The organism is Rhodanobacter sp. UC4448_H15, from assembly GCF_052978265.1.
This window is the reverse complement of the sequence record NZ_CM129665.1, coordinates 3,601,914-3,624,969: the sequence shown is the minus strand read 5'-3', so window position 1 is coordinate 3,624,969 and position 23,056 is coordinate 3,601,914. Positions and strand designations below refer to the sequence as shown.

At 69.9% G+C, this 23,056-nt stretch carries 22 protein-coding genes; 11 read left to right on the top strand and 11 right to left on the bottom strand.

Translation table 11 applies throughout. The annotated features are described in order from the left end of the window. Positions 1 to 2: 2 nt before the first annotated feature. The 3 genes from ACVCMI_RS16610 to ACVCMI_RS16600 all read left to right on the top strand — a co-directional run bounded on the left by ACVCMI_RS16610 (position 3) and on the right by ACVCMI_RS16600 (position 5,002). Positions 3 to 1,403, top strand: a complete 1,401-nt coding sequence (locus ACVCMI_RS16610) for a Y-family DNA polymerase (RefSeq protein ID WP_447098044.1) — start codon at positions 3 to 5, stop codon at positions 1,401 to 1,403. Then, complete coding sequence (locus ACVCMI_RS16605; protein WP_447098045.1) at positions 1,400 to 4,471, top strand: error-prone DNA polymerase; 3,072 nt, start codon at positions 1,400 to 1,402, stop codon at positions 4,469 to 4,471. Before ACVCMI_RS16610 ends, ACVCMI_RS16605 begins: the two co-directional genes overlap by 4 nt. A 108-nt stretch (positions 4,472 to 4,579) precedes the next feature. Next, positions 4,580 to 5,002 carry a hypothetical protein gene (locus tag ACVCMI_RS16600; protein ID WP_447098046.1) on the top strand — a complete coding sequence of 141 codons (423 nt, stop codon included), beginning with the start codon at positions 4,580 to 4,582 and terminating at the stop codon, positions 5,000 to 5,002. A 49-nt stretch (positions 5,003 to 5,051) separates the two neighbouring features. Here ACVCMI_RS16600 and ACVCMI_RS16595 read toward each other — a convergent pair whose 3' ends face one another. Genes ACVCMI_RS16595 through ACVCMI_RS16585 form a run of 3 tightly spaced genes read right to left on the bottom strand, consistent with a single transcriptional unit; the run spans position 5,052 to position 6,846 of the window. Next, positions 5,052 to 5,459, bottom strand: a complete 408-nt coding sequence (locus tag ACVCMI_RS16595; protein ID WP_447098047.1) for a hypothetical protein — start codon at positions 5,457 to 5,459, stop codon at positions 5,052 to 5,054. Next, positions 5,456 to 5,926, bottom strand: a complete 471-nt coding sequence (locus tag ACVCMI_RS16590; RefSeq protein WP_395120203.1) for an Mpo1 family 2-hydroxy fatty acid dioxygenase — start codon at positions 5,924 to 5,926, stop codon at positions 5,456 to 5,458. The genes ACVCMI_RS16595 and ACVCMI_RS16590 overlap by 4 nt, the downstream gene beginning before the upstream one ends. 23 nt (positions 5,927 to 5,949) lie before the next feature. Further along, positions 5,950 to 6,846: a phosphoribosylaminoimidazolesuccinocarboxamide synthase gene (locus ACVCMI_RS16585; protein WP_395120202.1), complete on the bottom strand. Its 897-nt coding sequence runs from the start codon at positions 6,844 to 6,846 to the stop codon at positions 5,950 to 5,952. 122 nt (positions 6,847 to 6,968) lie between these two features. Here ACVCMI_RS16585 and ACVCMI_RS16580 point away from each other — a divergent pair, with 122 nt between their 5' ends. The 3 genes from ACVCMI_RS16580 (at position 6,969) to rpe (ending at position 8,895) form a co-directional block, all read left to right on the top strand. Then, the gene (locus ACVCMI_RS16580) at positions 6,969 to 7,283 is read left to right on the top strand and encodes a c-type cytochrome (protein WP_447098048.1); all 315 of its coding nucleotides are present in this window, start codon (positions 6,969 to 6,971) and stop codon (positions 7,281 to 7,283) included. Next, positions 7,280 to 8,092 (top strand): co-chaperone DjlA, encoded by an 813-nt coding sequence (gene djlA / locus ACVCMI_RS16575; protein ID WP_395120200.1) that lies wholly within the window; start codon positions 7,280 to 7,282, stop codon positions 8,090 to 8,092. Before ACVCMI_RS16580 ends, djlA begins: the two co-directional genes overlap by 4 nt. A gap of 134 nt (positions 8,093 to 8,226) precedes the next feature. Beyond that, the gene (gene rpe / locus ACVCMI_RS16570; RefSeq protein WP_447098049.1) at positions 8,227 to 8,895 is read left to right on the top strand and encodes a ribulose-phosphate 3-epimerase; all 669 of its coding nucleotides are present in this window, start codon (positions 8,227 to 8,229) and stop codon (positions 8,893 to 8,895) included. Positions 8,896 to 9,206: 311 nt separating this feature from the next. Here the strand turns inward: rpe and ACVCMI_RS16565 are convergent, their stop codons facing one another. Both ACVCMI_RS16565 and ACVCMI_RS16560 read right to left on the bottom strand, forming a co-directional pair. After that, positions 9,207 to 9,515 (bottom strand): hypothetical protein, encoded by a 309-nt coding sequence (locus ACVCMI_RS16565; protein ID WP_447098050.1) that lies wholly within the window; start codon positions 9,513 to 9,515, stop codon positions 9,207 to 9,209. A 55-nt stretch (positions 9,516 to 9,570) separates the two neighbouring features. Then, positions 9,571 to 9,696 carry a hypothetical protein gene (locus ACVCMI_RS16560; RefSeq protein ID WP_447098051.1) on the bottom strand — a complete coding sequence of 42 codons (126 nt, stop codon included), beginning with the start codon at positions 9,694 to 9,696 and terminating at the stop codon, positions 9,571 to 9,573. Positions 9,697 to 10,001: 305 nt separating this feature from the next. Here ACVCMI_RS16560 and pdsR point away from each other — a divergent pair, with 305 nt between their 5' ends. From pdsR to ACVCMI_RS16540, 4 genes are read left to right on the top strand one after another with little or no spacing between them, the layout of a single operon-like run. Continuing rightward, positions 10,002 to 10,691, top strand: coding sequence for a proteobacterial dedicated sortase system response regulator (gene pdsR / locus ACVCMI_RS16555; protein WP_447098052.1), 690 nt, complete (start codon positions 10,002 to 10,004; stop codon positions 10,689 to 10,691). Beyond that, entirely contained in the window at positions 10,679 to 11,263 is a 585-nt protein-coding gene (locus ACVCMI_RS16550) for a hypothetical protein (protein ID WP_447098053.1), read from the top strand. Before pdsR ends, ACVCMI_RS16550 begins: the two co-directional genes overlap by 13 nt. 18 nt (positions 11,264 to 11,281) lie before the next feature. Further along, positions 11,282 to 13,312 carry an ATP-binding protein gene (locus ACVCMI_RS16545; protein ID WP_447098054.1) on the top strand — a complete coding sequence of 677 codons (2,031 nt, stop codon included), beginning with the start codon at positions 11,282 to 11,284 and terminating at the stop codon, positions 13,310 to 13,312. A gap of 57 nt (positions 13,313 to 13,369) precedes the next feature. Further along, the gene (locus ACVCMI_RS16540; RefSeq protein ID WP_447098055.1) at positions 13,370 to 13,753 is read left to right on the top strand and encodes a hypothetical protein; all 384 of its coding nucleotides are present in this window, start codon (positions 13,370 to 13,372) and stop codon (positions 13,751 to 13,753) included. Positions 13,754 to 13,756: 3 nt separating this feature from the next. Here ACVCMI_RS16540 and ACVCMI_RS16535 read toward each other — a convergent pair whose 3' ends face one another. Further along, complete coding sequence (locus ACVCMI_RS16535; protein ID WP_447098056.1) at positions 13,757 to 14,773, bottom strand: hypothetical protein; 1,017 nt, start codon at positions 14,771 to 14,773, stop codon at positions 13,757 to 13,759. 219 nt (positions 14,774 to 14,992) lie between these two features. Here ACVCMI_RS16535 and trpE point away from each other — a divergent pair, with 219 nt between their 5' ends. Next, positions 14,993 to 16,483: an anthranilate synthase component I gene (trpE, locus tag ACVCMI_RS16530; RefSeq protein ID WP_447098057.1), complete on the top strand. Its 1,491-nt coding sequence runs from the start codon at positions 14,993 to 14,995 to the stop codon at positions 16,481 to 16,483. Positions 16,484 to 16,525: 42 nt separating this feature from the next. Here the strand turns inward: trpE and ACVCMI_RS16525 are convergent, their stop codons facing one another. The 5 genes from ACVCMI_RS16525 to ACVCMI_RS16505 are packed head-to-tail and all read right to left on the bottom strand — an operon-like array spanning position 16,526 to position 23,006. Then, positions 16,526 to 17,497: an N-acetylglucosamine kinase gene (locus ACVCMI_RS16525; RefSeq protein ID WP_395120190.1), complete on the bottom strand. Its 972-nt coding sequence runs from the start codon at positions 17,495 to 17,497 to the stop codon at positions 16,526 to 16,528. Continuing rightward, positions 17,494 to 18,660 (bottom strand): SIS domain-containing protein, encoded by a 1,167-nt coding sequence (locus ACVCMI_RS16520; RefSeq protein WP_447098058.1) that lies wholly within the window; start codon positions 18,658 to 18,660, stop codon positions 17,494 to 17,496. Before ACVCMI_RS16520 ends, ACVCMI_RS16525 begins: the two co-directional genes overlap by 4 nt. Continuing rightward, a complete protein-coding gene (locus tag ACVCMI_RS16515) occupies positions 18,641 to 19,930 on the bottom strand; it encodes a D-tagatose-bisphosphate aldolase, class II, non-catalytic subunit (RefSeq protein ID WP_447098059.1) in 1,290 nt (429 codons plus the stop codon). The genes ACVCMI_RS16520 and ACVCMI_RS16515 overlap by 20 nt, the downstream gene beginning before the upstream one ends. Further along, positions 19,873 to 20,892 (bottom strand): EamA family transporter, encoded by a 1,020-nt coding sequence (locus ACVCMI_RS16510; protein WP_447098060.1) that lies wholly within the window; start codon positions 20,890 to 20,892, stop codon positions 19,873 to 19,875. Before ACVCMI_RS16510 ends, ACVCMI_RS16515 begins: the two co-directional genes overlap by 58 nt. Then, entirely contained in the window at positions 20,889 to 23,006 is a 2,118-nt protein-coding gene (locus tag ACVCMI_RS16505; protein WP_447098061.1) for a glycoside hydrolase family 36 protein, read from the bottom strand. Before ACVCMI_RS16505 ends, ACVCMI_RS16510 begins: the two co-directional genes overlap by 4 nt. Between the last annotated feature and the right edge of the window lie 50 nt (positions 23,007 to 23,056).

The following is a 23,056-nucleotide window of genomic DNA, read 5'->3' as shown; positions in this document are numbered from 1 at the left end:
GCATGTTGTGGGCTTGCATCTTGTTGCCGCAGCTGGCACTGGACGGTGTCCTCCGCCGCCGCCCGGACGCGGGCCCGCTGGTGCTGGTGGCCGGCACCGGACATGCGCGCAGCATCGTGGCGGCGAACGCGGCCGCGCGCGACGCCGGCCTGCGCGTGGGTCAGCGGCTGAGCGCGGCGCAGGCGCTGCTGGCGCAATTCGAGGCGCTGCCGTACCAGCCTGAGCGGGTCGACCACTGGCATCGGTTCCTGGCCGCGGTGGCCTATCGCTACAGCGCCGAGGTGAGCCTGTTGCCGCACGCGATCGTGCTGGAGGTCAGCCGCAGCCTGAACCTGTTCGGCTCGTGGCCGCGGCTGGAAAGCCTGCTGCGTGCCGATCTCGACGCGCTGGGTTTCCGCCACCGGATCAGCGCCGCGCCCACGCCGCATGCGGCACACGTGCTGACCGGTGTCGCCGACGGCCAAGTGGTGCTCACCGACGAGCAACTGCGCCACGCGCTGCAGCGCATCCCGCTGTCGCAGAGTCGCCTGCCTGCGGCGGCGGCCGACGCCTTGCCGGGCATGGGCATCCGCACGCTGGGCCAGTTGCTGGCGCTGCCGCGCGACGGCCTGCGCCGGCGCTTCGGTGCGGAGTTGCTGCTGGCGCTGGATCGGCTGACCGGCGCGGCCACGGCCGGCCTGGAAGCGTATCGGCCACCCGACCGCTTCGACCTGCGCATCGAACTCACGCATGAAGTCGAAGCCATCGGCGCGCTGGTGTTTCCGCTGCGTCGGATGACGGCCGACCTGTCCGCCTACCTGGCCGGTCGCGACGGCGGCGTGCAGCGTTTCACGTTGCAGCTGGAACATCGCGAGGGACACACCGAGGTGAAGGTGGGCCTGCTCGCACCCGAGCGCGAGGCCGGCATGCTGTTCGAACTGGCACGCGCGCGGCTGGAGCAGGTGCAACTGCCGCAGCCGGTGCTGGCCATGCGCCTGATCGCGCGCGACCTGCCTGCGTTCGTGCCGGCCGGCCGCGACCTGTTCGACGAACGCCCCGCCAATGCGTTGCCGATCGAACAGTTGCGCGAACGCCTGCGCGCGCGGCTGGGCGATCGCGCCGTGCATCGGCTGGGCAGCACCACCGATCCGCGGCCCGAGCTGGCGCAGAAAGTGACGGCCCACGATGCCGGCTGGCAGGAACCCTCGCCGCGACCGACCTGGCTGTTCGAGCGGCCGATTCCCCTGCGCGGCCCCGCGCCACACATCCTGGCCGGCCCCGAGCGGCTGGAAACCGGCTGGTGGGATGGCGGCGAGGTGTGCCGCGACTACTACGTGGTGGAAACCGCGCAAGGCCAGCGCGGCTGGGCATTTTGCGCGCCGGGCGAGCGCGACGGCTGGATGCTGCACGGCTGGTTCGCATGAACGCGTATGCCGAGCTGCATTGCCTGTCGAACTTCTCGTTCGGCCGCGGCGCATCCAGCGCGCGTGAATTGTTCGAACGCGCGAAGGCTTGCGGCTACGAGGCGCTGGCGATCACCGACGAGTGTTCGCTGGCCGGCATCGTGCGCGCGCTGGAGGCTTCGCGCGCCACCGGCATGAAGCTGATCGTGGGCGCCGAATTCCAGCTCGACGACGGCCCCAAACTGGTGCTGCTGTGCGAGAACAAGGCCGGCTATACCGCACTGTGCGCGCTGATCACCCGTGGCCGCCGCGCCGCGGCCAAGGGTACGTACCGGCTGCAGCGCGCCGATCTCGCCGATGGCGTGCCGGGCACCTTTGCGCTGTGGCTGCCCGGGCGCGAGCCCGATGTCGCGCACGGTCGCTGGATGCGCGACACCTTCGCCGAGCGGGCGTGGCTGGCGGTGGAACTGCATCACGGGCCGGACGACGCGCAACGCCTGCGCGAGCTGCAGCGGCTCGGGCACAGCCTCGACCTGCCGCTGGTTGCCGCCGGCGACGTGCACATGCACGTGCGTCGCCGGCTCGCGCTGCAGAACACGCTCACCGCGATCCGCCATCGCGTGCCGCTGGCCGAAGCCGGCGCGCTGATCTTCCGCAACGGCGAACGCCACCTGCGCCGGCGCGAGGCGCTGGGTGCGATCTACCCTGCCGCGCTGATGCTCGAAAGCACCGCCATCGCCGCGCGCTGCGCGTTCAGCCTCGACGAACTGGAATACCGCTACCCCGCCGAACTGGTGCCGGCCGGCCACAGCGCCAGCAGCTGGCTGCGCCATCTCACCGAACAAGGCGTGCGCTGGCGCTGGCCGGATGGCGTGCCGGAGAAAGTCCGGGCGCAGATCGAGCACGAGCTGGGCCTGATCGAATATCTGAAGTACGAGTCCTATTTCCTCACCGTGCACGACATCGTGCACTTCGCCCGCAGCAAGGGGATTCTCTGCCAGGGCCGCGGCTCGGCGGCCAACTCCGCCGTGTGTTTCGCGCTCGGCGTCACCGAGGTCGACCCGGCGCGGATGAACCTGCTGGTGGAGCGTTTCATCAGCAAGGAGCGCAACGAGCCGCCCGACATCGACGTGGATTTCGAGCACGAGCGGCGCGAGGAAGTGATCCAGTACATCTATGCCAAGTACGGTCGCGAGCGTGCCGCGCTGGCGGCCACGGTGATCTGCTATCGCGGCAGGAGCGCCGTGCGCGACGTGGCCAAGGCGCTGGGCCTGCCGCCGGACCAGGTGGACCAGCTGAGCGGCATCTTCGGCTGGCGCGGTGAGCAATCGCTGGACGAACGCCTGCGCGAACACGGTTTCGATCCACAGGGCGCGGTGCTGCGCCGGGTGCTGAAACTCACCGCCGAGTTGCGCGACATGCCGCGGCACCTGTCGCAGCACGTGGGCGGTTTCGTGATCAGCGACGCGCCGCTGGCCGAACTGGTGCCGGTGGAGAACGCGGCGATGCCCGATCGCACCATCATCCAGTGGGACAAGGACGACCTGGACACGATGCGCCTGCTCAAGGTCGATTGCCTGGCGCTGGGCATGCTCAGCTGCGTGCGCCGTTGCCTGGACCTGCTGCGCGCGCATCGCGGCCAGGATTACAGCCTGGCGACGCTGCCGGCCGAAGACCCGCAAACGTACGAGATGATCCAGCGTGCCGACACCGTCGGCGTGTTCCAGATCGAGAGTCGCGCGCAGATGGCGATGCTGCCGCGGCATCGCCCGGAAAATTTCTACGACCTGGTGATCCAGGTGGCGATCGTGCGGCCCGGCCCGATCCAGGGCGACATGGTGCATCCGTACCTGCGCCGCCGGCGCGGCGAGGAGCCGGTGGACTATCCCTCGGAGGATCTGAAGGCGGTGTTCGAACGCACCCTGGGCGTGCCGCTGTTCCAGGAGCAGGTGATGAAGCTGGCGATCGTGGCGGCCGGCTACACGGCCGGCGAGGCCGACCAGCTGCGCCGCGCGATGGCGGCGTGGAAACGTCACGGCGGCATGGAGCACCACCGCGAGCGGATCATCCGCGGCATGCTCGAACGCGGCTACACCGCCGAGTTCGCCGCGCGACTGTTCGAGCAGATCAAGGGCTTCGGCAGCTACGGTTTTCCCGAGAGCCACGCGGCCAGTTTCGCCGGCATCGTCTACGCCAGCTGCTGGCTGAAATGCCACGAACCGGCTGCGTTCGCCTGCGCCCTGCTCAACGCGCAGCCGATGGGTTTCTACGGGCCCAGCCAGATCGTGCAGGACGCGCAGCGCCACGGCATCGCGGTGCGGCCGGTCGACGTGCGCCACAGCGACTGGGACTGCACGCTGGAGGACGACGCGCGGGAAGGGCAGCCGGCGCTGCGGCTCGGCCTGCGGCAGGTGCGCGGTTTTCGCGAAGACGTGGCCGAGCGGATTTCGGCGGCGCGCGCCGCGCGTGCCTTCGTCGACGTGACGGATCTGTGCGCCCGCACCGGCATCGACCGCCGCCAGCAGGAGCTGCTGGCCGAGGCGGGCGCCTTGCGTGGCCTGGCGGGTCATCGGCATCGCGCGAAGTGGGCGGTGGCCGGGGTCGAATCGCAGCTGCCGTTGTTCGGGCGCGCCAGTCCGGCGGAAGAGGCTGTCGTGCTGCCGGTGCCGTCGGTGGCGGAAAACCTGCAGTCGGACTATGCGCGCACCGGACTCAGCCTCGGCCCGCATCCGCTGCAACTGATCCGCCCGCGCCTGCGCGCGGCGCGTTTCACCGACTCGCGCAGCCTGCGCGGCCAAGCGCACCAGAGCACGGTGCGCGCCGCCGGCCTGGTCACCCAGCGCCAGCGCCCGCAGACCGCCAGCGGCGTCACCTTCATCACCATCGAAGACGAGCACGGCGCGATCAACGTGGTGGTGTGGAACCAGGTGGCCGAGCGGCAGCGGCGCGCGTATCTGGAGGCGCGCCTGCTCGGGGTGGAAGGGCAGTGGGAGTGCGTCGACGGCGTGGCCCACCTGATCGCCCGGCGGCTCACCGACATGAGTGCGTGGCTGGGCGAGCTGGACAGTCGCTCGCGCGATTTCCGCTGACTCCGGCGCTGCCGCCGCGCAGGGAATCGGTTAGGCTGGAGCCGCCGCCCGGCCAGGCATGGGGATGCCACCGGGCGGTTTTCCTTCCATCGCAATGCAGGGGATTTTATGGGTACTTCTACGTTTGCCGCCTTGGCCGGCATGGGCCTGTTCGCCATCTTGATCATGATCGTCGTGGGCATCGCGCTTGGCGCGCTGGTGCTGGCCGTGTCCTTTCGCCTGGTGGTCGGTTTCATGCCGTCCTACCTGCGTGCGTTGGGTGCCGTGGTGCTGACCTATGTCGGGGTGTTCGTGGTGACACTGATCCTCGGCATGGTGGTGCACAGCAGCGTGCTGTCGCTGATCGTGACCTTCCTCGTCGGTGCCGTCGTGGTGAACTACCTGTTGCTGGCCGCGGACGGCAGCCAGATCGGCTTCGGCAAGGCCTGCGTGGTCGAGCTGGTCAACATGGTGATCGGCATCGTGCTGGCGCTGATCATCGGTTTCATCTTCGCGATGGTGTTTGGCGCGGCGCTGTTCGGCCTGCACTGAGCCTCGATGCATGGCGGGGGCGCCGGCCGCCTCCGCCATGGGTCGAGGATCACACCAGCGTGCTGGCCACGCCGAACCCGATCGCCATGCTCGCGGCCACCGCCATGCAGGCGCTGCCGGGGCGGATGCGGCGGGCGTCGATGCGCGGCACCAGCCGCCACAGCAGGACCGCGCCGAGCAGCATGTCCAGCACCAGCGCGACGCGCAGCAGGCCCGAGTGCAGCAGGCCGCCGTAGGGTGGATGCACCGCGCCTTCGCAGACGGCCACCAGGAACACCAGCAACAGTCCGAGCATCGTCCACAGCAGGCAGGCGAGGTAGACGCGGTTGAACACCACCGCGCAGCGCTCGGTCCAGCGCAGCACCGACCAGCCGATCAGCGCGAACACCAGCGCCGCCATGCTGCTGTAGAGCACCCACCAGAGCAGGGTGCTGGTCACGGCAAGTGCGGTATTCATGTGATCTGGCGGAGTCCCAGTTTGCGATAGAGCTTGGCCATCAGCCACGCCGGGCCGACCAGCAGGTAGGACAGATCGGTGAGGAAGCTGGGCTTGCGGCCTTCGTACTTGTGGCCGATGAACTGGCCGATCCAGGCCACCACGAACACGCCGACCGCCCACCACGCCAGCGCCGGCGCGCCCAGCCGCCAGTACAGGAAGTTGGTGAACAGGCCCAGCACGGCGAACGCGATCAGCAGGCCCGCCGCGAGCCGGTGCGAGCGCTTCCAGTACCAGTAGAACGCCAGCACCATCACCAGCACCGCCCACGAACCGGGGCGCAGCGCGGTGAACGGCACCGGGGCCGCCCACAGCAGCGCGATCACCGACCACACGATCGGCGGCACGCAGAACCAGTGGAACATCTGGTTGGTCGGGTTCTGGTGGTCGCTGCTGTAACTGTCGAGCCAGTCCTGCATGGTGCGCATGAGCGTTCCCCCTCGATGAAACCTCAGTCGAGCCGGATGCCGGCCAGCTTGTGCAGCGCCTCGGCATACTTGGCCGCGGTGCGTGCGATCACCTCGTCCGGGATCACCGGGCCGGGTGCGGTCTTGTTCCAGTGCTGCGTCTCCAGCCAGTCGCGCACGAACTGCTTGTCGTAGCTGGGCGGGCTGATGCCGGTGCGGTATTCGTCGGCCGGCCAGAAGCGGGAGGAATCCGGGGTGAGCATCTCGTCCATCACGTAGAGCTTGCCGCTCGCATCGGTGCCGAACTCGAACTTGGTGTCGGCGATGATGATGCCGCGCTCGGCCGCATAGGCGGCGGCCCAGCGGTAGATCGCCAGCGTGGCGTCGCGCACCTGCCCGGCGAGGTCGGCGCCGACCGCGTCCACCACGGCGTCAAAGCTGACGTTCTGGTCGTGGTCGCCCACCGCCGCCTTGGTCGAGGGCGTGAAGATCGGTTCGGGCAACTGCTGCGCCTGCTTCAGGCCGGTCGGCAGCGCGATGCCGCACAGCGCACCGCTGGCCTGGTAATCCTTCCAGCCCGAGCCGATCAGGTAGCCGCGGGCGATGCATTCCACCGGCACCGGTTTCAGCCGCCGCACCACCACCGCGCGCTTCTCGTACAGCTTGAGGTCGGTGCCGGGCGGCAGCACCTCGGCCAGCGGCACGTCGAGCAGGTGGTTCGGTACCAGGTGCGCGGTCTTGCCGAACCAGAAGTTGGAGATCTGGGTGAGCATCTCGCCCTTGCCCGGGATCGGGTTGGGCATCACCACGTCGAACGCCGACAACCGGTCGGTGGCCACCATCAGCAGCCGCTGATCATCCAGCGCGTAGACATCGCGCACCTTGCCGCGATGGATCAGCTCGAGGCCAGGCAGGTTCGATTGGGGCAGGGTGGTGGGCACGGCGGGTTCCACGAGGCGGCAAATGTCTATTGTAGCGACTGCCGGCACGGCGCCGGGAGCGTGCCGCCGGGCCGATCGGGCGCACTGCTAGAATTGGCATCCTTTGGCCCCATGTGTTGCCGATGCGAATATTCCTGATCGCGGCGCTTTGCCTGGCCGCCTCGCCCAGCCTTGCCCAATCTGCCTCCCGGCCCGGCCGGCTCGGCCTCTGCGCGGCCTGCCACGGCGAGACCGGGCAGGCGCACGTGCCCGGCGTGCCGAACCTGGCCGGGCAGCGGCTGGATTATCTGCGCGATGCGCTCAAGCAGTACCGCGACGGCCGCCGCGACGTGCCGGTGATGCGCGCGGCGATCGGCCCGCTGAACGCCGCCGAGCTCGATGCGCTGGCACGCTGGTACAGCGCGCAGGCAGCCGCGCCGGCGCAGGTGCAGCCATGAGTTTCACCTACACGATCTGGTTCGGCATCTTCGGCCTGCTGGTCGGCCACATGCCGGGCGCGGTGGTGGGCGCGGTGCTCGGTTTCATCTTCGACAACCTGCGCCACAGCCAGCGCCGCCAGGCCACGCCCGAGGCCGGCGGTTTCGTCGGCCCGCTGTTCACCCTGCTTGGCGCGGTGGCCAAGTCCGACGGTCGCGTCTCCGAGGCCGAGATCGCGGTGGCCGAGCGGCTGATGACGCGCATGGGCCTGACCGCCGAGCAGCGCGCGCAGGCCGTGGCCAGCTTCAATGCGGGCAAGCAGCCTGAGTTCGACGTCACCCGCACCATCGCCGAGCTGCGCAGCTGGGTCGGCCTGCGCCGCGACCACGCGTTCCCGGTGCTGGACGTGGTGATCGAGACGGTACTGTCCGAGGGCAACCCGGGGCCGGAGAAGATGTCGATCCTGCGCCAGCTCGCCTTCGCGCTGCGCGTCAGCGACATGGAGCTGATGGCGCTGATGGCGATGAAGGGCTACGCCTGGAACCAGGGCGCGGGCGGCCCGCGCGGCGGCCGCCAGCAGTACGGCAATGGCGGCGGCTACGTGCCGCCGCAACGCACGCCGCAAGGGCCCGATCCCTATGCCGTGCTGGGCATCGACCGCAACGCCGACGAGCGCGCCATCAAGCGCGCCTACCGCAAGCTGATCTCCGAGCACCACCCCGACCGCCTCGGCGACCTGCCCGAAGACATGCGCAAGCGCGCCGAGTCGCGCGCCAGCGAGATCAACGCCGCCTACGACCGCATCAAGGAAGCACGGGGATTCAAATGATGGGGCCGGGAATGGGGAATAGGGAATGGGGAATGGCAGAAGCGGCTTTGCGGTGGCATTTGCCGCGTCAGGCTTCATAATCTTCCTGATTCCCGATTCCCGATTCCCGATTCCCGATTCCCGATTCCCGGCTTATGAGCAAGCAAAGCGCCATCATCGCCCCGTCCATCCTCGCCGCCGATTTCGCCCGGCTGGGCGAGGACACCGCCGCGGCGCTCGCCGCGGGGGCGGACTGGGTGCATTTCGACGTGATGGACAACCACTACGTGCCGAACCTCACGATCGGGCCGATGGTGCTCGCCTCGTTGCGCAAGTACGGCATCACGGCGCCGATCGACGTGCACCTGATGGTCAAGCCGGTCGATCGCATCGTGCCGGATTTCGCCAAGGCCGGCGCCAGCCTGATCAGCTTCCATCCGGAAGCGAGCGAGCATGTCGACCGCACGCTGGGGCTGATCCGGGAATCCGGCTGCCAGGCCGGGCTGGTGTTCAACCCGGCCACGCCGCTGGACCATCTCGACTACGTGATGGACAAGCTCGACATGATCCTCATCATGTCGGTGAACCCCGGTTTCGGCGGGCAGAAGTTCATCCCTGGCACGCTGGAGAAGCTGCGCCAGGCGCGTGAGCGGATCGAAGCCAGCGGCCGTGCGATCCGGCTGGAAGTCGACGGCGGCGTCACCGCCGACAACATCGGCGCGATCGCCGCCGCCGGCGCCGACACCTTCGTGGCCGGCTCGGCGATCTTCCACGCGAAGGATTACGCGGCCGAGATCGCCGCCATGCGCAAGGCGATCGGGTGAGGATGCCCGCCGCCATGCGCAAGGCGATCGGTTGAGGATATCCGCCGCCATGCGCAAGGCGATCGCCTGGCCAGACGGCACAAAGAAAAAATCCCGGCGCCAGGAGGGAGGCACCGGGATAAACGTCGTCGGGGACGCAAGGGGGAAAACACCATGGATTGGCGCGTGCCGGCGCGAAAGTCCGCCAGGGAGCTCGCAAACCTCGCACCGGCAGGTTCCACGGCAAAGAGGAACGCACGCCAATCATCAGGTCCGACCCGGTACCTGCCGATTGGTTCCCGCGGCGAGGCTCAATTTGCCAACTGTGTCGTTCAGGTTCGCTGTGCGGATCGCGGCCGCAGCCGGCTGGATCGAGCCTGCGCGCGCATGTTCAGCCATTGCGCCAGCGCGACCCGGGCGTGCAGCCACACCGCATCGAGGCCCAGTCCGGCGGCCAGCATCAGACTGCCGACCATCAACCAGTGACGCCATGTGCGCGAAAGCCGTATTACTGCATGCATGTCGGTGTCCTCCTGTGGCCCGAGCCACGATGGCATTGCCGCACGCGTGAAGGTCGCGCGGGAGCCGCGCCGGCGGCGGCGTTCGGGCCAGTCGTGGCAAAGGGCGGGCAGCACGCGCACGAAAAAAAGCCCCTCGCAAGCGAGGGGCAAGCAACCACCAGGGGGAGGACCACGGTTACAGCGGTTGCCAGTCGGGATCGGTGTCGTCCCGGGCCGCACCCGGCGCGATTCCTTTCGCGCCGGGTGCGCGGACGACTTCCACCACGGCAAACGGATCGAGTCTGGACAGATGACGGGACATGGCGCGCCTCCTTCAGAAGAAGCCGACCAACAGGCCCAGCAGCAGGGCGCCCAGCGCCAGGCCGGTGCGCAGCGGCTCGAAGCCGTGCAGTTCGGCGCGGGGGTCGTGTTCGTTGCGGCGGGTGTCCATGAGTGACCTCGTGATGGAGTGCGTGGATCACATCAAAGCCTCCGTCGCGGCGCGTGCGCCGGCCGCTGCCGGGCGATTTGCCGCCGGCTTGTGGCAAATCGCTGGCAGCGTGCTGCGACCGCTTGCGCCCGCGCGGCGCGCATAGCACGCTGCAGCCATCATCCAAGGAGTGCGCCATGGGCCGCAGCATTGCCATCGTCGAGGACGAACCGCTGATCCGCGCCAACTACGTCGAGGCGCTGAACCGTTTCGGCTACGACGCGCGCGGCTACGGTTCGCGCCAGGAAGCGTCCAGCGCGTTCGCGATGAAGTTGCCCGAGCTGGTCATCATCGACATCGGCCTGGGCGACGAACCGGAGGGCGGCTTCGACCTGTGCCGCGAACTGCGCGCGAAATCGTCGACGCTGCCGCTGATCTTCCTCACCGCGCGCGATTCGGATTTCGACGTGATCTCCGGCTTGCGGCTGGGCGCGGACGACTACCTCAGCAAGGACACCAGCCTGCACCAGCTGGCCGCGCGCATTGCCGCGCTGTTCCGCCGGATCGAGTCGCTGAAGGCGCCCGCCTCCAGCGAGACGGTGCTCGAGCACGGCCCGCTGAAGCTGGAGTCCGAGCGCATGCGCATCACCTGGAACGGCGCGGAAATCCCGCTCACCGTCACCGAGTTCTGGATGGTGCACACGCTGGTGCGCTTCCCCGGCCACGTGAAGAACCGCGACCAGCTGATGCGCGAGGCGGAGCTGGTGGTGGACGACGCCACCATCACCTCGCACATCAAGCGCATCCGCAAGAAGTTCGTGGCGGTGGCGCCCGAGTTCGACGCGATCGAGACGGTGCATGGCGTGGGCTACCGGTGGAAACCGTGAGCGCGCGTCTGTGCGTGGCGCTGGCGCTGTTGTTCTGCGCGGCGCTGACCTGGGCGACCGGTACCGACGACGACGTGCTGGCCCGCGGCGCCCGCGACGGCAACGCGCCGGCCTGGACGATCGCGGTGGCATCGCCGCCGGGCTGGACGCGCGACTGTTGCACCTACGCCCAGGCGATCGGCGTCAACGCGGTGCTGTACCAGGGCGAGTGGAGCGGCAAGCCGCAGCGGGTGATGGTGCTGAACGTGTGGCCGCGCGTGCTGAGCAGCCTGGCCGCCGAGGTGCAGGCCGACCGGAAGCGCTACCTCCAGCTCGACCCCGCCGGCAAGGCCGCCAGCTTCGCCGTGCGCCATCCGCACATGTCCTGCGAGGCCAGCGTCTACGAAGGCAGCGACCACGTGGACGACGTGCTGGTGTTCTGCGACCCGGGCCAGGCCAGCGGCATCCGCTACAGCTGGTCGATGGCCTTCGATGACGGCGACCCCACGCGGCGCGCGCTACTGGATGACTTCATGCGGGTGGTGATGGCCTCGCGCTACCAGCGTGCCACGGCACCGGCCGATGCCCGCTGAGCGACGGACCGGAGCGGCATGAGCCTGCGTCGCAAGCTGCTGCTGGTGGCGCTGTGCACGCTGGCGCTGCCGGTGGCCGGCTGGTTCGACGTGCGCCAGATGGAGTCGCTGCTGCGCGACGGCCAGGCCCAGGCCCTGGTGGCCTCGGCGCAGGTGGTGGCGCGCAGCCTGGTGGTGACCCGTGCGTTGCCGCCGGCCGACGGCCCGAGCTGGTACGTGCAGGAGGCGCCCACGCCGATCACCGTCGACGGCTACGGCGACGACTGGGCACCGCTGACGCCATGGAGCCAGCCGTTCGCGCGACGCGGACAGCTGTTGCTGGCCGAGGATGCGGACGGCTTTTACCTGCATGCGCAGATGGCCGACACCCACCGCACCCGCGCCGATGCCGAAGACGCGAACGCGCTGCTGGCCGACCATCTGATTCTCGCCCTCGGCAACGCCGCCGGCCAGCGGCGCTACCTGCTGGCCAGCGCGGCACCGGGGCCGCTGCAGGCATTGCCGCTGGACCCGCCGGTGCCCGGCCTGCCCGATCAGCTCGGCGCGAGCTGGCAGGAGGACGGCAGCGGCTACCAGGTCGAGCTGCGCCTGCCGAGGCAACCGGCGCCGAGCCGCCTGGGTATCGGCGCCTATGACGCCAGCAGCGGCGGCGATCGGCAGGCCGTCGAGTCGCGCCCATTGCGCCGCTACTCGGCGGTGCTGTCCGGCGAGCTGGCGCAGCTGGTGCCGACAGGTGTGCAGGCGCGCGTGCTGTCACCGGCCGGCTGGCTGCTCGCGCGCAGCGGCCGCCTGCATGGCAGCAGCGCGGCCGAGCGTGACCCGGGCTGGTTTGCCTCGCTGGTCTATCGCTCGCTGCTGGCCACTCGCCTGGACGACGCCAACCTGTGGGCACAGGACGTGCCGCGGCTGGATACCCGCGAAGTGGAGCAGGCGCGCGCCGGCCATGCGGTCAGCCGCTGGCGCCACGGCGAGGAGCGCGGCAGCGTGGTGCTCGCCGCGGCGGTGCCGATCGAGCGGGCCGGCCAGGTCGAGGGCGTGCTGCTGCTGGAGCAGTCCAGTCGCACCGTGCCGCTGCTGGCCAACCGCGCGCTCTTCGGCGTGCTGCTGACCAGCTTCGTCGTGCTGCTGCTGGCCGGCGGCATCCTGCTGGCGTTCGCCACCCGGCTCAGCCTGCGCCTGGCGCGGCTGCGCAATGCCGTCGAGCGGGCGCAGCGCAACGATGGACGTCTGGACGGCCAATTGAATCCGGACCGCTTCCCGATGATCGACGCACCGGACGAGATCGGCGATCTCGCCCGCAGCTTCGAGAAGCTGTTCGTGGCCGTGGGCAGCTACACCGATTACCTGCGCACGCTCGCCTCGAAGCTGTCGCACGAGTTGAACACGCCGCTGGCGATCGTGAAGTCCTCGCTGGACAACCTGGAACACGCGCTGCAGCAGCACGCCGCGCTGCCGGAGCCGGCCAAGCCCTACCTGGAACGCGCCCGCGACGGGGTGGCGCGGCTGGGCGCATTGGTGCGGGCGATGAGCGAGTCGAGCCGGATGGAGCGCTCGATCGAAGCGGCCGAGCCCGAGGATGTCGACCTGTGCGACGTGGTGCGCGGCTGCGCCGACGGCTACCGCCCGCTGGTCGGCACGCGCCGGCTCGATTGCCGCCTGCCGGATGCGCCGCTGCCGCTGCACGGCGCGCCGGAACTGATCGCGCAGGCGCTGGACAAGCTGTTCGACAACGCCCTCTCGTTCACCCCCGCGCAGGGCTGGCTGCGGCTGAGCCTGCGTGCGCTCGACGGTGGCGCCGAGATCGAGCTGGCCAACCAGGGCCCGCCGCTGCCCGCGGCGATGCAGGGCCGCTTGTTCGATTCGCTGGTCAGCCTGCGCGACAAGGCGGTGCCCGGCGAGGCGCCGCACCTGGGCCTGGGCTTGTACGTGGTGCGCCTGGTCGCCGAGCGCCATGGCGGCAGCGTCAGCGCGCGCAATCTCGACGACGGCAGCGGCGTGGCGTTCACCCTCACCCTGCGCGGCATGCCGCGGCAGCGGCTGGGCGGTTAAAGCTTCGCCGCCGTGTGCCGCTATCCGGACATCTCGGCTTCCCGCGGAAATGTCGCCATGGATGTCCCCAATCTCAGCCGGCAACCCTATCGCCGCCCGCCGCTGTTGCGTGCCACCGATCCGCAACGCATGAACTGGCTGTGGCGACTGGTGTGCGAGCTGGCCGAGTTGCGTCCCGCGGATGTGGTCGAGGCGTTGCATGCCGCGCAGATCCCGGTCGACCTGGCGCGTGCGCGCAGCTGGGTGGTCAGCGACCGCGACGACGGTTTCTTCCCGATCTCGATCGCCGAGCTGGAACGCAACGTGCGTGCGCTGCTGGCCTTGCGCGAGGTGATGCGCGAGAACCAGGCCTTGCTCGCGCTCGCCGGTGGTGCGGAGGCGTCGGCAGACATGGCGGCGGATGCCGCGCCGGCAGTGGAGCCGGTGACCGAAACCGCCTGAGCTTCAGCCCCGCGCTGACGAGCCCGCCGCCGCGGGCGTGGTGGGCGTGGCCATCGCGCTGGCCGCATGCGCCGGCACGGCGCTGGCCGATGCAGCGGGCGCCGCGCTGGATGCCGCTGCCGGTGCCGCCGTGGTCGCGGCCGCCGCAGGCAAGGCCGCCGTGCCGCCGGAGGCCGGGACCGACGTCGCCGCCGCGGGCGTCGAACTGGCGCTTGCCGTCGGGGTGGACGCGGCCATGGCGGGCGCTGCCGCGGCCGAAGTCGCCGCTGCCGCTGCCGCTGCCGCGGTGGTGCTGTTCGCCGGCTGCGCATGGCCGACCGCTGCCGCCGGCGGGGAATCGTCGACGTGCGTATCGGCGCCCCAATTCAGATAAGCCCACGCGGCCACGCCGACGAGTGCCAGCAGCAGCAACATGCGACCCAGCCGCGAGCGTCGTGGCGGGTGGCTTGTGGTCTCGGCTGGCGGGGCGGCGACGTCGGCTTCGCCGACGGGCTCGTCCGACGACGGATTGATCAGGGCATCGTCTGTCGCCATCTCGTCGCCAGGCACCGGCGGCTCGACGGCCGCGGGCGACGACGCGGTGGGCAATGGCGGCGGCAGGCCGGGCGACGCGCTCACGGCCGCGGGCGCAGGCGGTTCATCGTCGAGCGGCTCGATGGGCGCCGCGGCGAAGGCTTCGTCGACGGGCGCGGCCATCACCTCGTCGAATGCCTGTGCCGGCGGGGGCGAGGACTCGTACTCCAGCGGCTCCGGCCAGATCTGCCATGCCAGGCTGCCGTGCAGCCGATACGACTCGCCCGGCGCGATGAACGCGTCCAGCGCCGACCGCGGCAACGGCCCGCGGCTGCTGCCGTCGCGGTCGATGTACGCCAGTTCTTCGTCGCCGGGGAGCGCGTGGGCATCGACGTGCAGGCCCTGCAGCAACTGCGCGATGCGCTCGGCGCTGGAGCGGTCCAGTTGCTGGCGCACGATCCGCGGCAGCGCGGCGACCACGCGCCGGGAAAATTCGTCGTGCTCCATCCTCAGCGCGGCCGCCACCGGCGCCCACGTCGACGCCTCGTCCGACGCACCGGCCCGCAAGCCGCACACTACGACGCAATACTGATCCACGCACGGTCCCCTGTAGCCCGACCGTCGAGAGTAGACCGCCGCCACCAGCGTATCAAGCGCGCCGCGGCGGCGCCTGCGCTTGGCCTACAATGTTCGTTTCCCCTTCGTGACCACCCGGAACCGCGACCCGTGAGCTCTCCCGACCCCATCAGCCGAAACGAATTCGACGCGCTGGCCGCCCGCGGTCACACGCGCATCCCGCTGGTGCGCGAGGTGTTCTCCGACCTCGACACGCCGCTGTCGGTGTACCTGAAGCTCGCCGACGGTCCGTATACCTTCCTGTTCGAGTCGGTCGAGGGCGGCGCCACCTGGGGGCGTTATTCGATCATCGGCCTGCCGGCGAAGCGGGTGTTCCGCCTGCGCGGGCATGAGCTGGAAGTGGAGGATTCCGGCGAGATCACCGAGCGCCGCCATCTCGACGATCCGCTGGCGGAGATCGAGAAGCTGCGCGCGCAGTACGACGTGCCGCAGTTGCCGCAACTGCCCGCATTCACCGGCGGCCTGGTCGGCTACTTCGGTTTCGAGACGATCGGCTACATCGAGCCGCGGCTGGCGCAGTGGGACCGCCTCGACGAGCTGGGCACGCCCGACGTGCTGCTGATGCTGGCCGAGGAGGTGGCGGTATTCGACAACCTCAAGGGCCGGCTGTACCTGATCGTGCACGCCGATCCGTCGCAGCCGCACGCCTACGCGCAGGCGCAGCGACGGCTCGATGCGCTGGTCCATCGGCTGCGCCAGGGCGGCGCCTCGTATCCGCAGCTGACCCAGTCGGTCGCGCTGGACGAGAGCGACTTCAAGTCCTCGTTCACCAGGGACGAGTTCGAGGCGATGGTCGAGCGCGCGAAGGAATACATCCGCGCCGGCGACATCTTCCAGGTGGTGCCGTCACAGCGCCTTTCCGTGCGCTTCAACGCGCGGCCGGTGGACGTGTACCGCGCGCTGCGCGCGATGAATCCCTCGCCCTACATGTACTTCGTCGATCTCGGCGACACCCAGATCGTGGGTTCCTCGCCGGAGATCCTGGCGCGGTTGAAGGGCGGCAAGGTGGTGGTGCGCCCGCTCGCCGGCACGCGCAAGCGCGGCGCCACGGAGGAAGAGGACCGCGCGCTGGAAGCGGAGTTGCTGGCCGATCCGAAGGAGCGCGCCGAACACGTGATGCTGATCGACCTCGGCCGCAACGACCTCGGCCGCATCAGCGAGACCGGCAGCGTGGAAGTGGGCGACTCGTTCGCGATAGAGCGCTACTCGCACGTGATGCACATCGTCTCGCAGGTGCAGGGTACGGTGCGCGAAGGCCTGAGCTACATGGACGTGCTCAAGGCGACCTTCCCTGCCGGCACGCTTTCCGGCGCGCCGAAGGTGCGCGCGCTGGAGATCATCCAGGAGCTGGAACCGCACAAGCGCAACATCTACGGCGGCGCGATCGGCTGGATCGGCTGGTGGGGCGACGCCGACACCGCCATCGCGATCCGCACCGCGGTGATCCACGGCGGCCGCCTGCACGTGCAGGCCGGCGCAGGCATCGTGTTCGACTCCGACCCCGCCGCCGAGTGGGAGGAGACGATGAACAAGGGCCGCGCGTTGTTCCGCGCGGTGGCGCAGGCGGCGAAAGGCTTGTAGGGCGGTCCCGGCAAAAGTCCGCGGCGAACCGGACAGTCTCGCTCAGGGGGCGACGGCAGCCCGCGTTGCCGCCTGCACCGGGTGGCCGGCGAGCCGGGCCGCGTAGAGCGCGGCGCCGTAATGCGGCGCGTGCAACGGCGGCCGCAGGTCGAAATCCGTGCTTGCGGCGGCAAGCGCCTCGCGCAGCGGTGCCAGCAGCAGTTCGTCGGCATTGAAGGCGCCGCCGGAATGGGACACCGGTACGGTTTCGCCGGCTTCGAAGTGCAGGGCCAGTCGCAGTGCGTCGCAGATGCCGGCCAGCTCGTGGCCGGCGTCGCGGAAGATGGTGGCGGCCACGCCGTCGCCGGCCCGTGCCGCCTCGGCCACCTGGCGCGAGAGCTGCGCCAGGTCGCCGCGGGCGTAGGAGTTGCCGCCGTAGACATGGGCGCAGATGTCCAGGTCGTTGTCGAGCTGGAAGTGCGCGTTGAGGATCGCGTGCAGCGGGCCGCGGGGCAGGCGCCCGTCGCTCATGCGCGAGTAGGCGTTGAGTCCGCGCATGGCGATCCAGTAGGCCGAGCCTTCATCGGAGAACGCCTCGCCCCAGCCGCCGGCGCGGGCCGCGAGGCCCTGGCGTTGGCCATAGCCGATCGAACCGGTGCCGGCGACGATGTTGATGCCGTCGGCGCAGCCCAGCGAGCCGGCCCAGCCACACACCATGTCGTTGTCGCAGGTGTAGCGGTCGTGGCCGAGGATCGCCGCGGGGCACGCCTGCAACAGCGCGGTGGCGCGGCTGTCCTCGCCGTAGGCGGGCAGCCCGAAGAAGGCATGGCCGATGTCGGCCAGGGTCCGGCCGGCGGTGCCCAGCACCGCGGTCACGCCCTCGGCCAGGATGGCACGCACGCCGTCCAGCCCGACATGGGGATGGTAGGTCGTGCCGAGCTCCGCTTCGCCGAGCAGTCGGCCGTCAGCGTCGATCAGGGCGAAACGCGTTTTCGTTCCGCCGCCGTCCACGCCCAGGTAAGTCACCCGATTCATGCGCTCAGAGCGTACAGGCGCACGCCCTGCACGACGCGGTTCACCAGGCCCGCGGGGTTGGGATTGTCGGGCGTCACGCCGATGGCGCGCGAACGGAGGAAGGCGTGGATCTGCGCGATGGCGAGGTACGGCCACAGCAGATCCGCATCGGCGGCATCGGCCATCGCCGGCACCGTGATGCCGTCGGCGCCCGCGGCAGCGCGCGGCTGGGCGTTCACCTCGATGATGCGCGCCGCGCGGCCGTCGCGACGCAGCTCGTCCACCAGGTCGAGGTCGTAGCGGCGGGTCAGCGGGTCGTTGGACACGAAGACCATCACCAGGGCGTGTTCGGTGACGAAGGTCTTGGGCCCGTGGCGGAAACCCAGCGGCGACTCGAAGCAGGTCGCCACCGCGCCATTGGTGAGCTCGCCGAGCTTCAGCGCCGCCTCGCGGGCCAGCCCCTGCAAGACGCCGCTGCCGAGGTAGGCGACGCGGTCGTACTGGCCGCGCGCCAGCTCGTTCAGTGCCGGCAGCGATCCGGCGATGACCCGCGCGGTGGCATCGGCAATGGCGTCGATGCGCGCGTCCATGCTGCCGGTTGGCAACAACGCGGCCATGGCCGCGTACATCATGCAGCTGAAGCTGGAAGTCATGGCGAAGCCGGCGTCGTGCGTCTCGGCCGGCAGCAGCAGGGTCATCGAACGGGCAACCGGCGCCTTGCCCAGCGCACCGTCGGCATTGCAGATGATCGCCAGGTGGCGCACGTCGCGCACCAGGGACTCGGCGAGTTCCACCGCGGCCAGGCTTTCGGGGCTGTTGCCGGAACGGCCGAAGGAGACCAGCAGCAGTGGCTGTTCCGGCTCCAGATACAAGCGCGGGGCGCACACGATGTCGGTGGTCGGCACCGCGTCCACGCGGGCGGCCAGCCGGCGGTCCAGCAGCGGCGCCACGCACTGGCCGATATAGGACGAGCTGCCGGCGCCGGTCAGGATCACCCGCGCGGCAGGGTCGTCGATCAGCGGGCCGGCAAACGCCCGGATCTGCGCATGCAGCCCGGCCACCAGCGCGTGGGTCCGCTGCAGCATCCGTGGCTGCTGCTCGATCTCGCGTGCGGTGCAGAGCGCGCCCGCGGCGGTCAGCTCGGACTCGGACGCGCCCAGGTATTCAGTGGATGTCATGGTCATGGCAGGCATGGTGGTAGTCGTCGAGTGCGGCACTGATGTGTGCCATGGTCAGGGAGAGCGGGTCGTTGGTCGCGCCGCCGGTGCGCAGCGCGCGCAGCGCGTGCGGCAGGAACTGGCTGATCAGCGGCAGCGGCGGCGGGGTCGCGCGCAGGTTGTCGAACAGGCGCTGGCAGGCCTGCTCGATCACCGGGTCCGGCCAGTAATAGCGGATGCGGTCGCTGAGGCTGTATTGCAGGTCGATGGTCAGCGCGTGGCCCTCGCCGTGGTAGTAGCGTCGCCAGTAGCCGGGCTGCTCGCGCATGCGCGCCAGGGTTACCTCGCGCAGGCGTGCCCGACGCGCATCCCCGATCCACTCCTGCTCGATCGCGTCCAGCGCCCACAGCGCCTCGCGCAGGGCGAAGGTCAGGCCGGGGCCGACCTTGAGGATGGCGAAATGATCGCGTACCAGCGCCGCCAGCGCGTCGCGGGTCTGGTAGTCGGTCGAGTGCGCCTCGAACACCATGCCCGGCACGCCGGTGATGGCGTGGCTCAGTTCGCGCGCTTTCGACGGGTCGTAATCCACCACGTCGTGGTGATCGAACTCCACGCCCGGTTGCACCACGGAGGCGATCACGCGTTGCCATGCGGCGTCCAGCCCCGCGGCGGCGAAGGCCTGGCGATGCGCCTCGATCGTGGCCAGCGCGGCTTGCGGCGTGGTCACGGCGAGGCCTTCGATGGCCTCGGTGGCACCGCCGGGCACCGGTACCTCGGTGCCGATCACGTACACCGGCGCCTCGCCGCCGGCCTGCGCGTGAGCGACCTCGGCGGCCCGGCACAGGCGTACCGCACGGCGCACGATCTCCGCCTCCGGCAGCGGCTCGGGATCGCCGCGGCAGGCCATCGAGCAGTCCAGGTGGATCTTGCGGAAGCCGGCGGCCACGTACGCGGCCACCATCACCTCGGCCTTGTCCATCGCCGCGTCCGCGTTCAGCGACGTCCACGGGTTGGGCCCCAGGTGATCGCCACCCAGCGCGATGCGCGCGCGGTCGAAGCCGACGCGGTCGGCGATCGCATGCACGAAGGCGACGAAATCGGCCGGCTTCATCCCGGTGTAGCCGCCGTCCTGGTTGACCTGGTTGCAGGTGGCCTCGAACAGCACGAATGCCTGTCCCGTGCGTTGCGCGTGGCGCAGGCCGGCTTCGATCACGAGGGGATGCGCGGAACAGATCGAGGTCACGCCACCGGCGTGTCCCTGCTTGTGACGGGCGATGAGCTCGGAGAGGACGTGCATGGGGACGGAGTCCATTCGGGGGAGGGGGTGGAAACGTCGGGATCGCCCTCGGCTTCGGCCACGGCCTCGGGTTCGAGTGCCAGCAGCAACGAGGCAATCAGGGCCAGCACCAGGCCGATCATTTTCAGCGGGCCCGGCACGATGCTGGCGAACACCAGCGCCAGCGCGGCGGTCACCAGCGGGGCACCGGCATTGGTCAGCGGCGCCACCACGATCGCCTTGCCGTGGCGGAAGGCGTAGACCAGGGTCAGCGCGCCGATGGCGTTGAGCAACTGGATCGCGGCGGTCATCCACGGGCCGTCGATGCCGGTGTTGATCGGCTGCGACCAGTCGGTCATCGCCAGCGCCACCGGCGCCAGCAGCAGGCCGCCCAGCATCATGTAGAAGAAGATGCTCTCGGCGCGCACGGTGTGGTTGGCCAGGCGCATGAAGTACGCCTGCACGCCCCAGGCCAGCATGATCAGCAGCGACTGCAGGAACCAGCCCAGTCCGCCGCCGGCGCTGCGGCCGAACGACAGGTCCAGCATCGGCAATGCCACCAGCGCCAGCACGATGCCCAGCGCGCCGCTCCAGCCGGTGCGCTCGCGCAGGAACGCAAAGGACAGGGCGATCGTCACCACCGGCGACAGCGAGATGATCGGAAACACGAAATACGCCGGCCCGATGGTCAGCGTGTGGAACAGCAGCATCTGCCCGCCGGCACCGAGCAGGCCGATGGCCATGCCGTAGCCGATCGCGCGCGGTGAATGCTCCAGCGTCCAGCCGCTGCGCCACAGGATGTACAGCGCCGGCGGGATCATGGTCAGCGCCCACACGCAGTACACCAGCGTTTCGGGAAAACCGTGCTCGGCCGACAGCGGCGACAGCGCGCCCCACACGCCCCACAGCGCGACGGTGGCGACGGCGAAAACCAGCCAGGGGCGACGGCGCGGCGCGGCGATCGCACTGGCGGCCAGGCTCATGCCGGCGTCCCCAGCGGCGTGGCCTGCAGCAGCACGAAGTGCCTGAACGCCACCGGCAGGTTCGCCGCAGTGGCCTCCACCTCGCCAAGGTCGACTTCGTTGAACAGGTCGCGCACCTTGTAGCGTCCGGCGCCAAGCCCGCGCAAGGGCACCTTGCCGTTGAACCGGTCGGCGTAGAAGGCGTAATACATCGCTCCGTCCTTGGCGATGGCGTGCGCCTCGGGCTTGTCGAAGCCGATGTCGTACAGCGTGCCCAGGTATTCGCCCTTGGGCAGCATGTGCTGTTTGTACAGGGCCACCCACTTGCGCCACAGCGCCTCTTTCTCCGGGTTGAGGACCAGGCCGCCCGGCGGCAGCGGCTCGGAGGGATGCTCGGTGTCCTTCGGCCAGGTGAACTTGGTGGAGGGAATCGCGCCGATGCCGACGGTGGAGGCGAAGTCGTCGCCGCGATCGGACAGTTCCACGTGGTCGCCCGCATAGCTGCTGCGCGAGCCCATCAGCGCCTTCATGCTCTTGCCCTTGCTGCGCACCTGCCACGAAGAGGTCGGGTCGGACGCCGGGTACTGGTCGGTGGCCGGCAGGTTGTGGAAATCGAAAGCCGTGCCGCAGGGGCACAGCTCGACCACCGCCTGCGGGTTGGCCTCGTGCGCCGCCTTGTGGATGGCCTGCCAGAACGTGGCCAAGCCTTCGACTGAATCGCCCGGATGCGCATGCTTGTGCGCGGGGTTGTAGCAGGGCGCCACGGCGTTGAGGTGCTGGCCGTCGAACTTGATGCCCTCGAAGCCCCAGTCGCCGATGACCTTCTTCACCAGGGCCACGTAGAAGTCGACGGTGGGCTGGTAGGCCGGGCACTGAGTGAGCGCGTTCCACCAGGTCACCTTCTGGAACCCGCCGTCCTGGTCCAGCAGCAGCATGTCGGGATGGTCGTGCAGCACGTCGCTGCCCGGGTCGGCGGCCAGCGGCGCGATCCACAGGCGCGGATGCATGCCCTGGGCGCGTATCTTCGCGGTGAAGTCGCGCATGTCGGCTTCGCCGCGCGGGAACTTGCGCCTGTCGATGCGCCAGTCGCCCTCGTTGGTCTGCCAGCCGTCGTCCATCACCACCCAGCCGAAGCCCAGTTCGCGCGCTTTCGGCAGCGTGTCCAGGATCTGCTTGACGGTGAAGTCGCGGCCGTAGCCCCACGCGCACCACACCGGCGCAAAGGCCGATTCCGGAGCCCGCGGCGCCTCCAGGCCCTCGGCCTGCATGTATTGCCGGTACTGCAGCAGCGGCGCGAAATGATCGCCGGTGTGCACCGCCAGAAAAGTGCGTTCGGTGACCAGGGCCTGGCCCGGCGCCAGGGCGGATGCCTGCAGCGATTCGACCGCGATGTGCGCGCCGCGGTCGGTCTTGCGCACCGGCAGATCCAGCGGACGCACCACCGGCTCCACATGACCGACTGCCAGGCCGACGTCGCGGCGCCAGATGTTGGCCACCGGCGTGCCGCCGCCGTAGTCGGACGAATCCATCGCCAGCGTATTGCGCTGGTCGAACCCCGCGCGCAGCGGCTGCACCCAATCGCGGCGATCGGTGTGGGTGGTGCCGGAGAAGCTCCAGAAGCCGCCGGGCGCCTCGGCCAGTTCATGCGCGGCATTGCGCCAGCCGGCGACCTGCACGGCGGTGCTGCCCAGGTTGCGGTAGCGCGTCTGCAGCACGGCGAAGCCGGGAAGACCGTCGAAGAAGGTCAGCGCCACTTCCTTTTCCAGGTTGCCGGAACGGCCGGTGACGATCGACTGGTGACCGCTGCCGTGACGCGCGTCGGCGATCGGTTGTTCCCGGTGGCCGGTGATGGCGAAGTCGTCGACCGCGCCATCGGCCAACAGCAGGCTCTCGCTGGGTTGCCACGGCGTGAGCGGCTTGCCGCGGACCACCAGGCGCGTGTGCAGGCGGTGATCGAAGGCGATCGCCAGTACTGCATCGCCGGCGGTGGCGCCGGTGCCGCCATCGGTGCGGCCGGCACCGGGATAGCCAGGCCGGGATGCCGCCAGCGCCTTCGGCAGCATGAGCCACGCCGCGCCACCGGCCACGCTGCCGGCCACGAGCTTCAATACAGTGCGTCGTCCGATCGGGCGCATGGCGAATTCCTCTTGAGACGTCGTCCCGATTCTGCGTCAGCCGTTGCTCT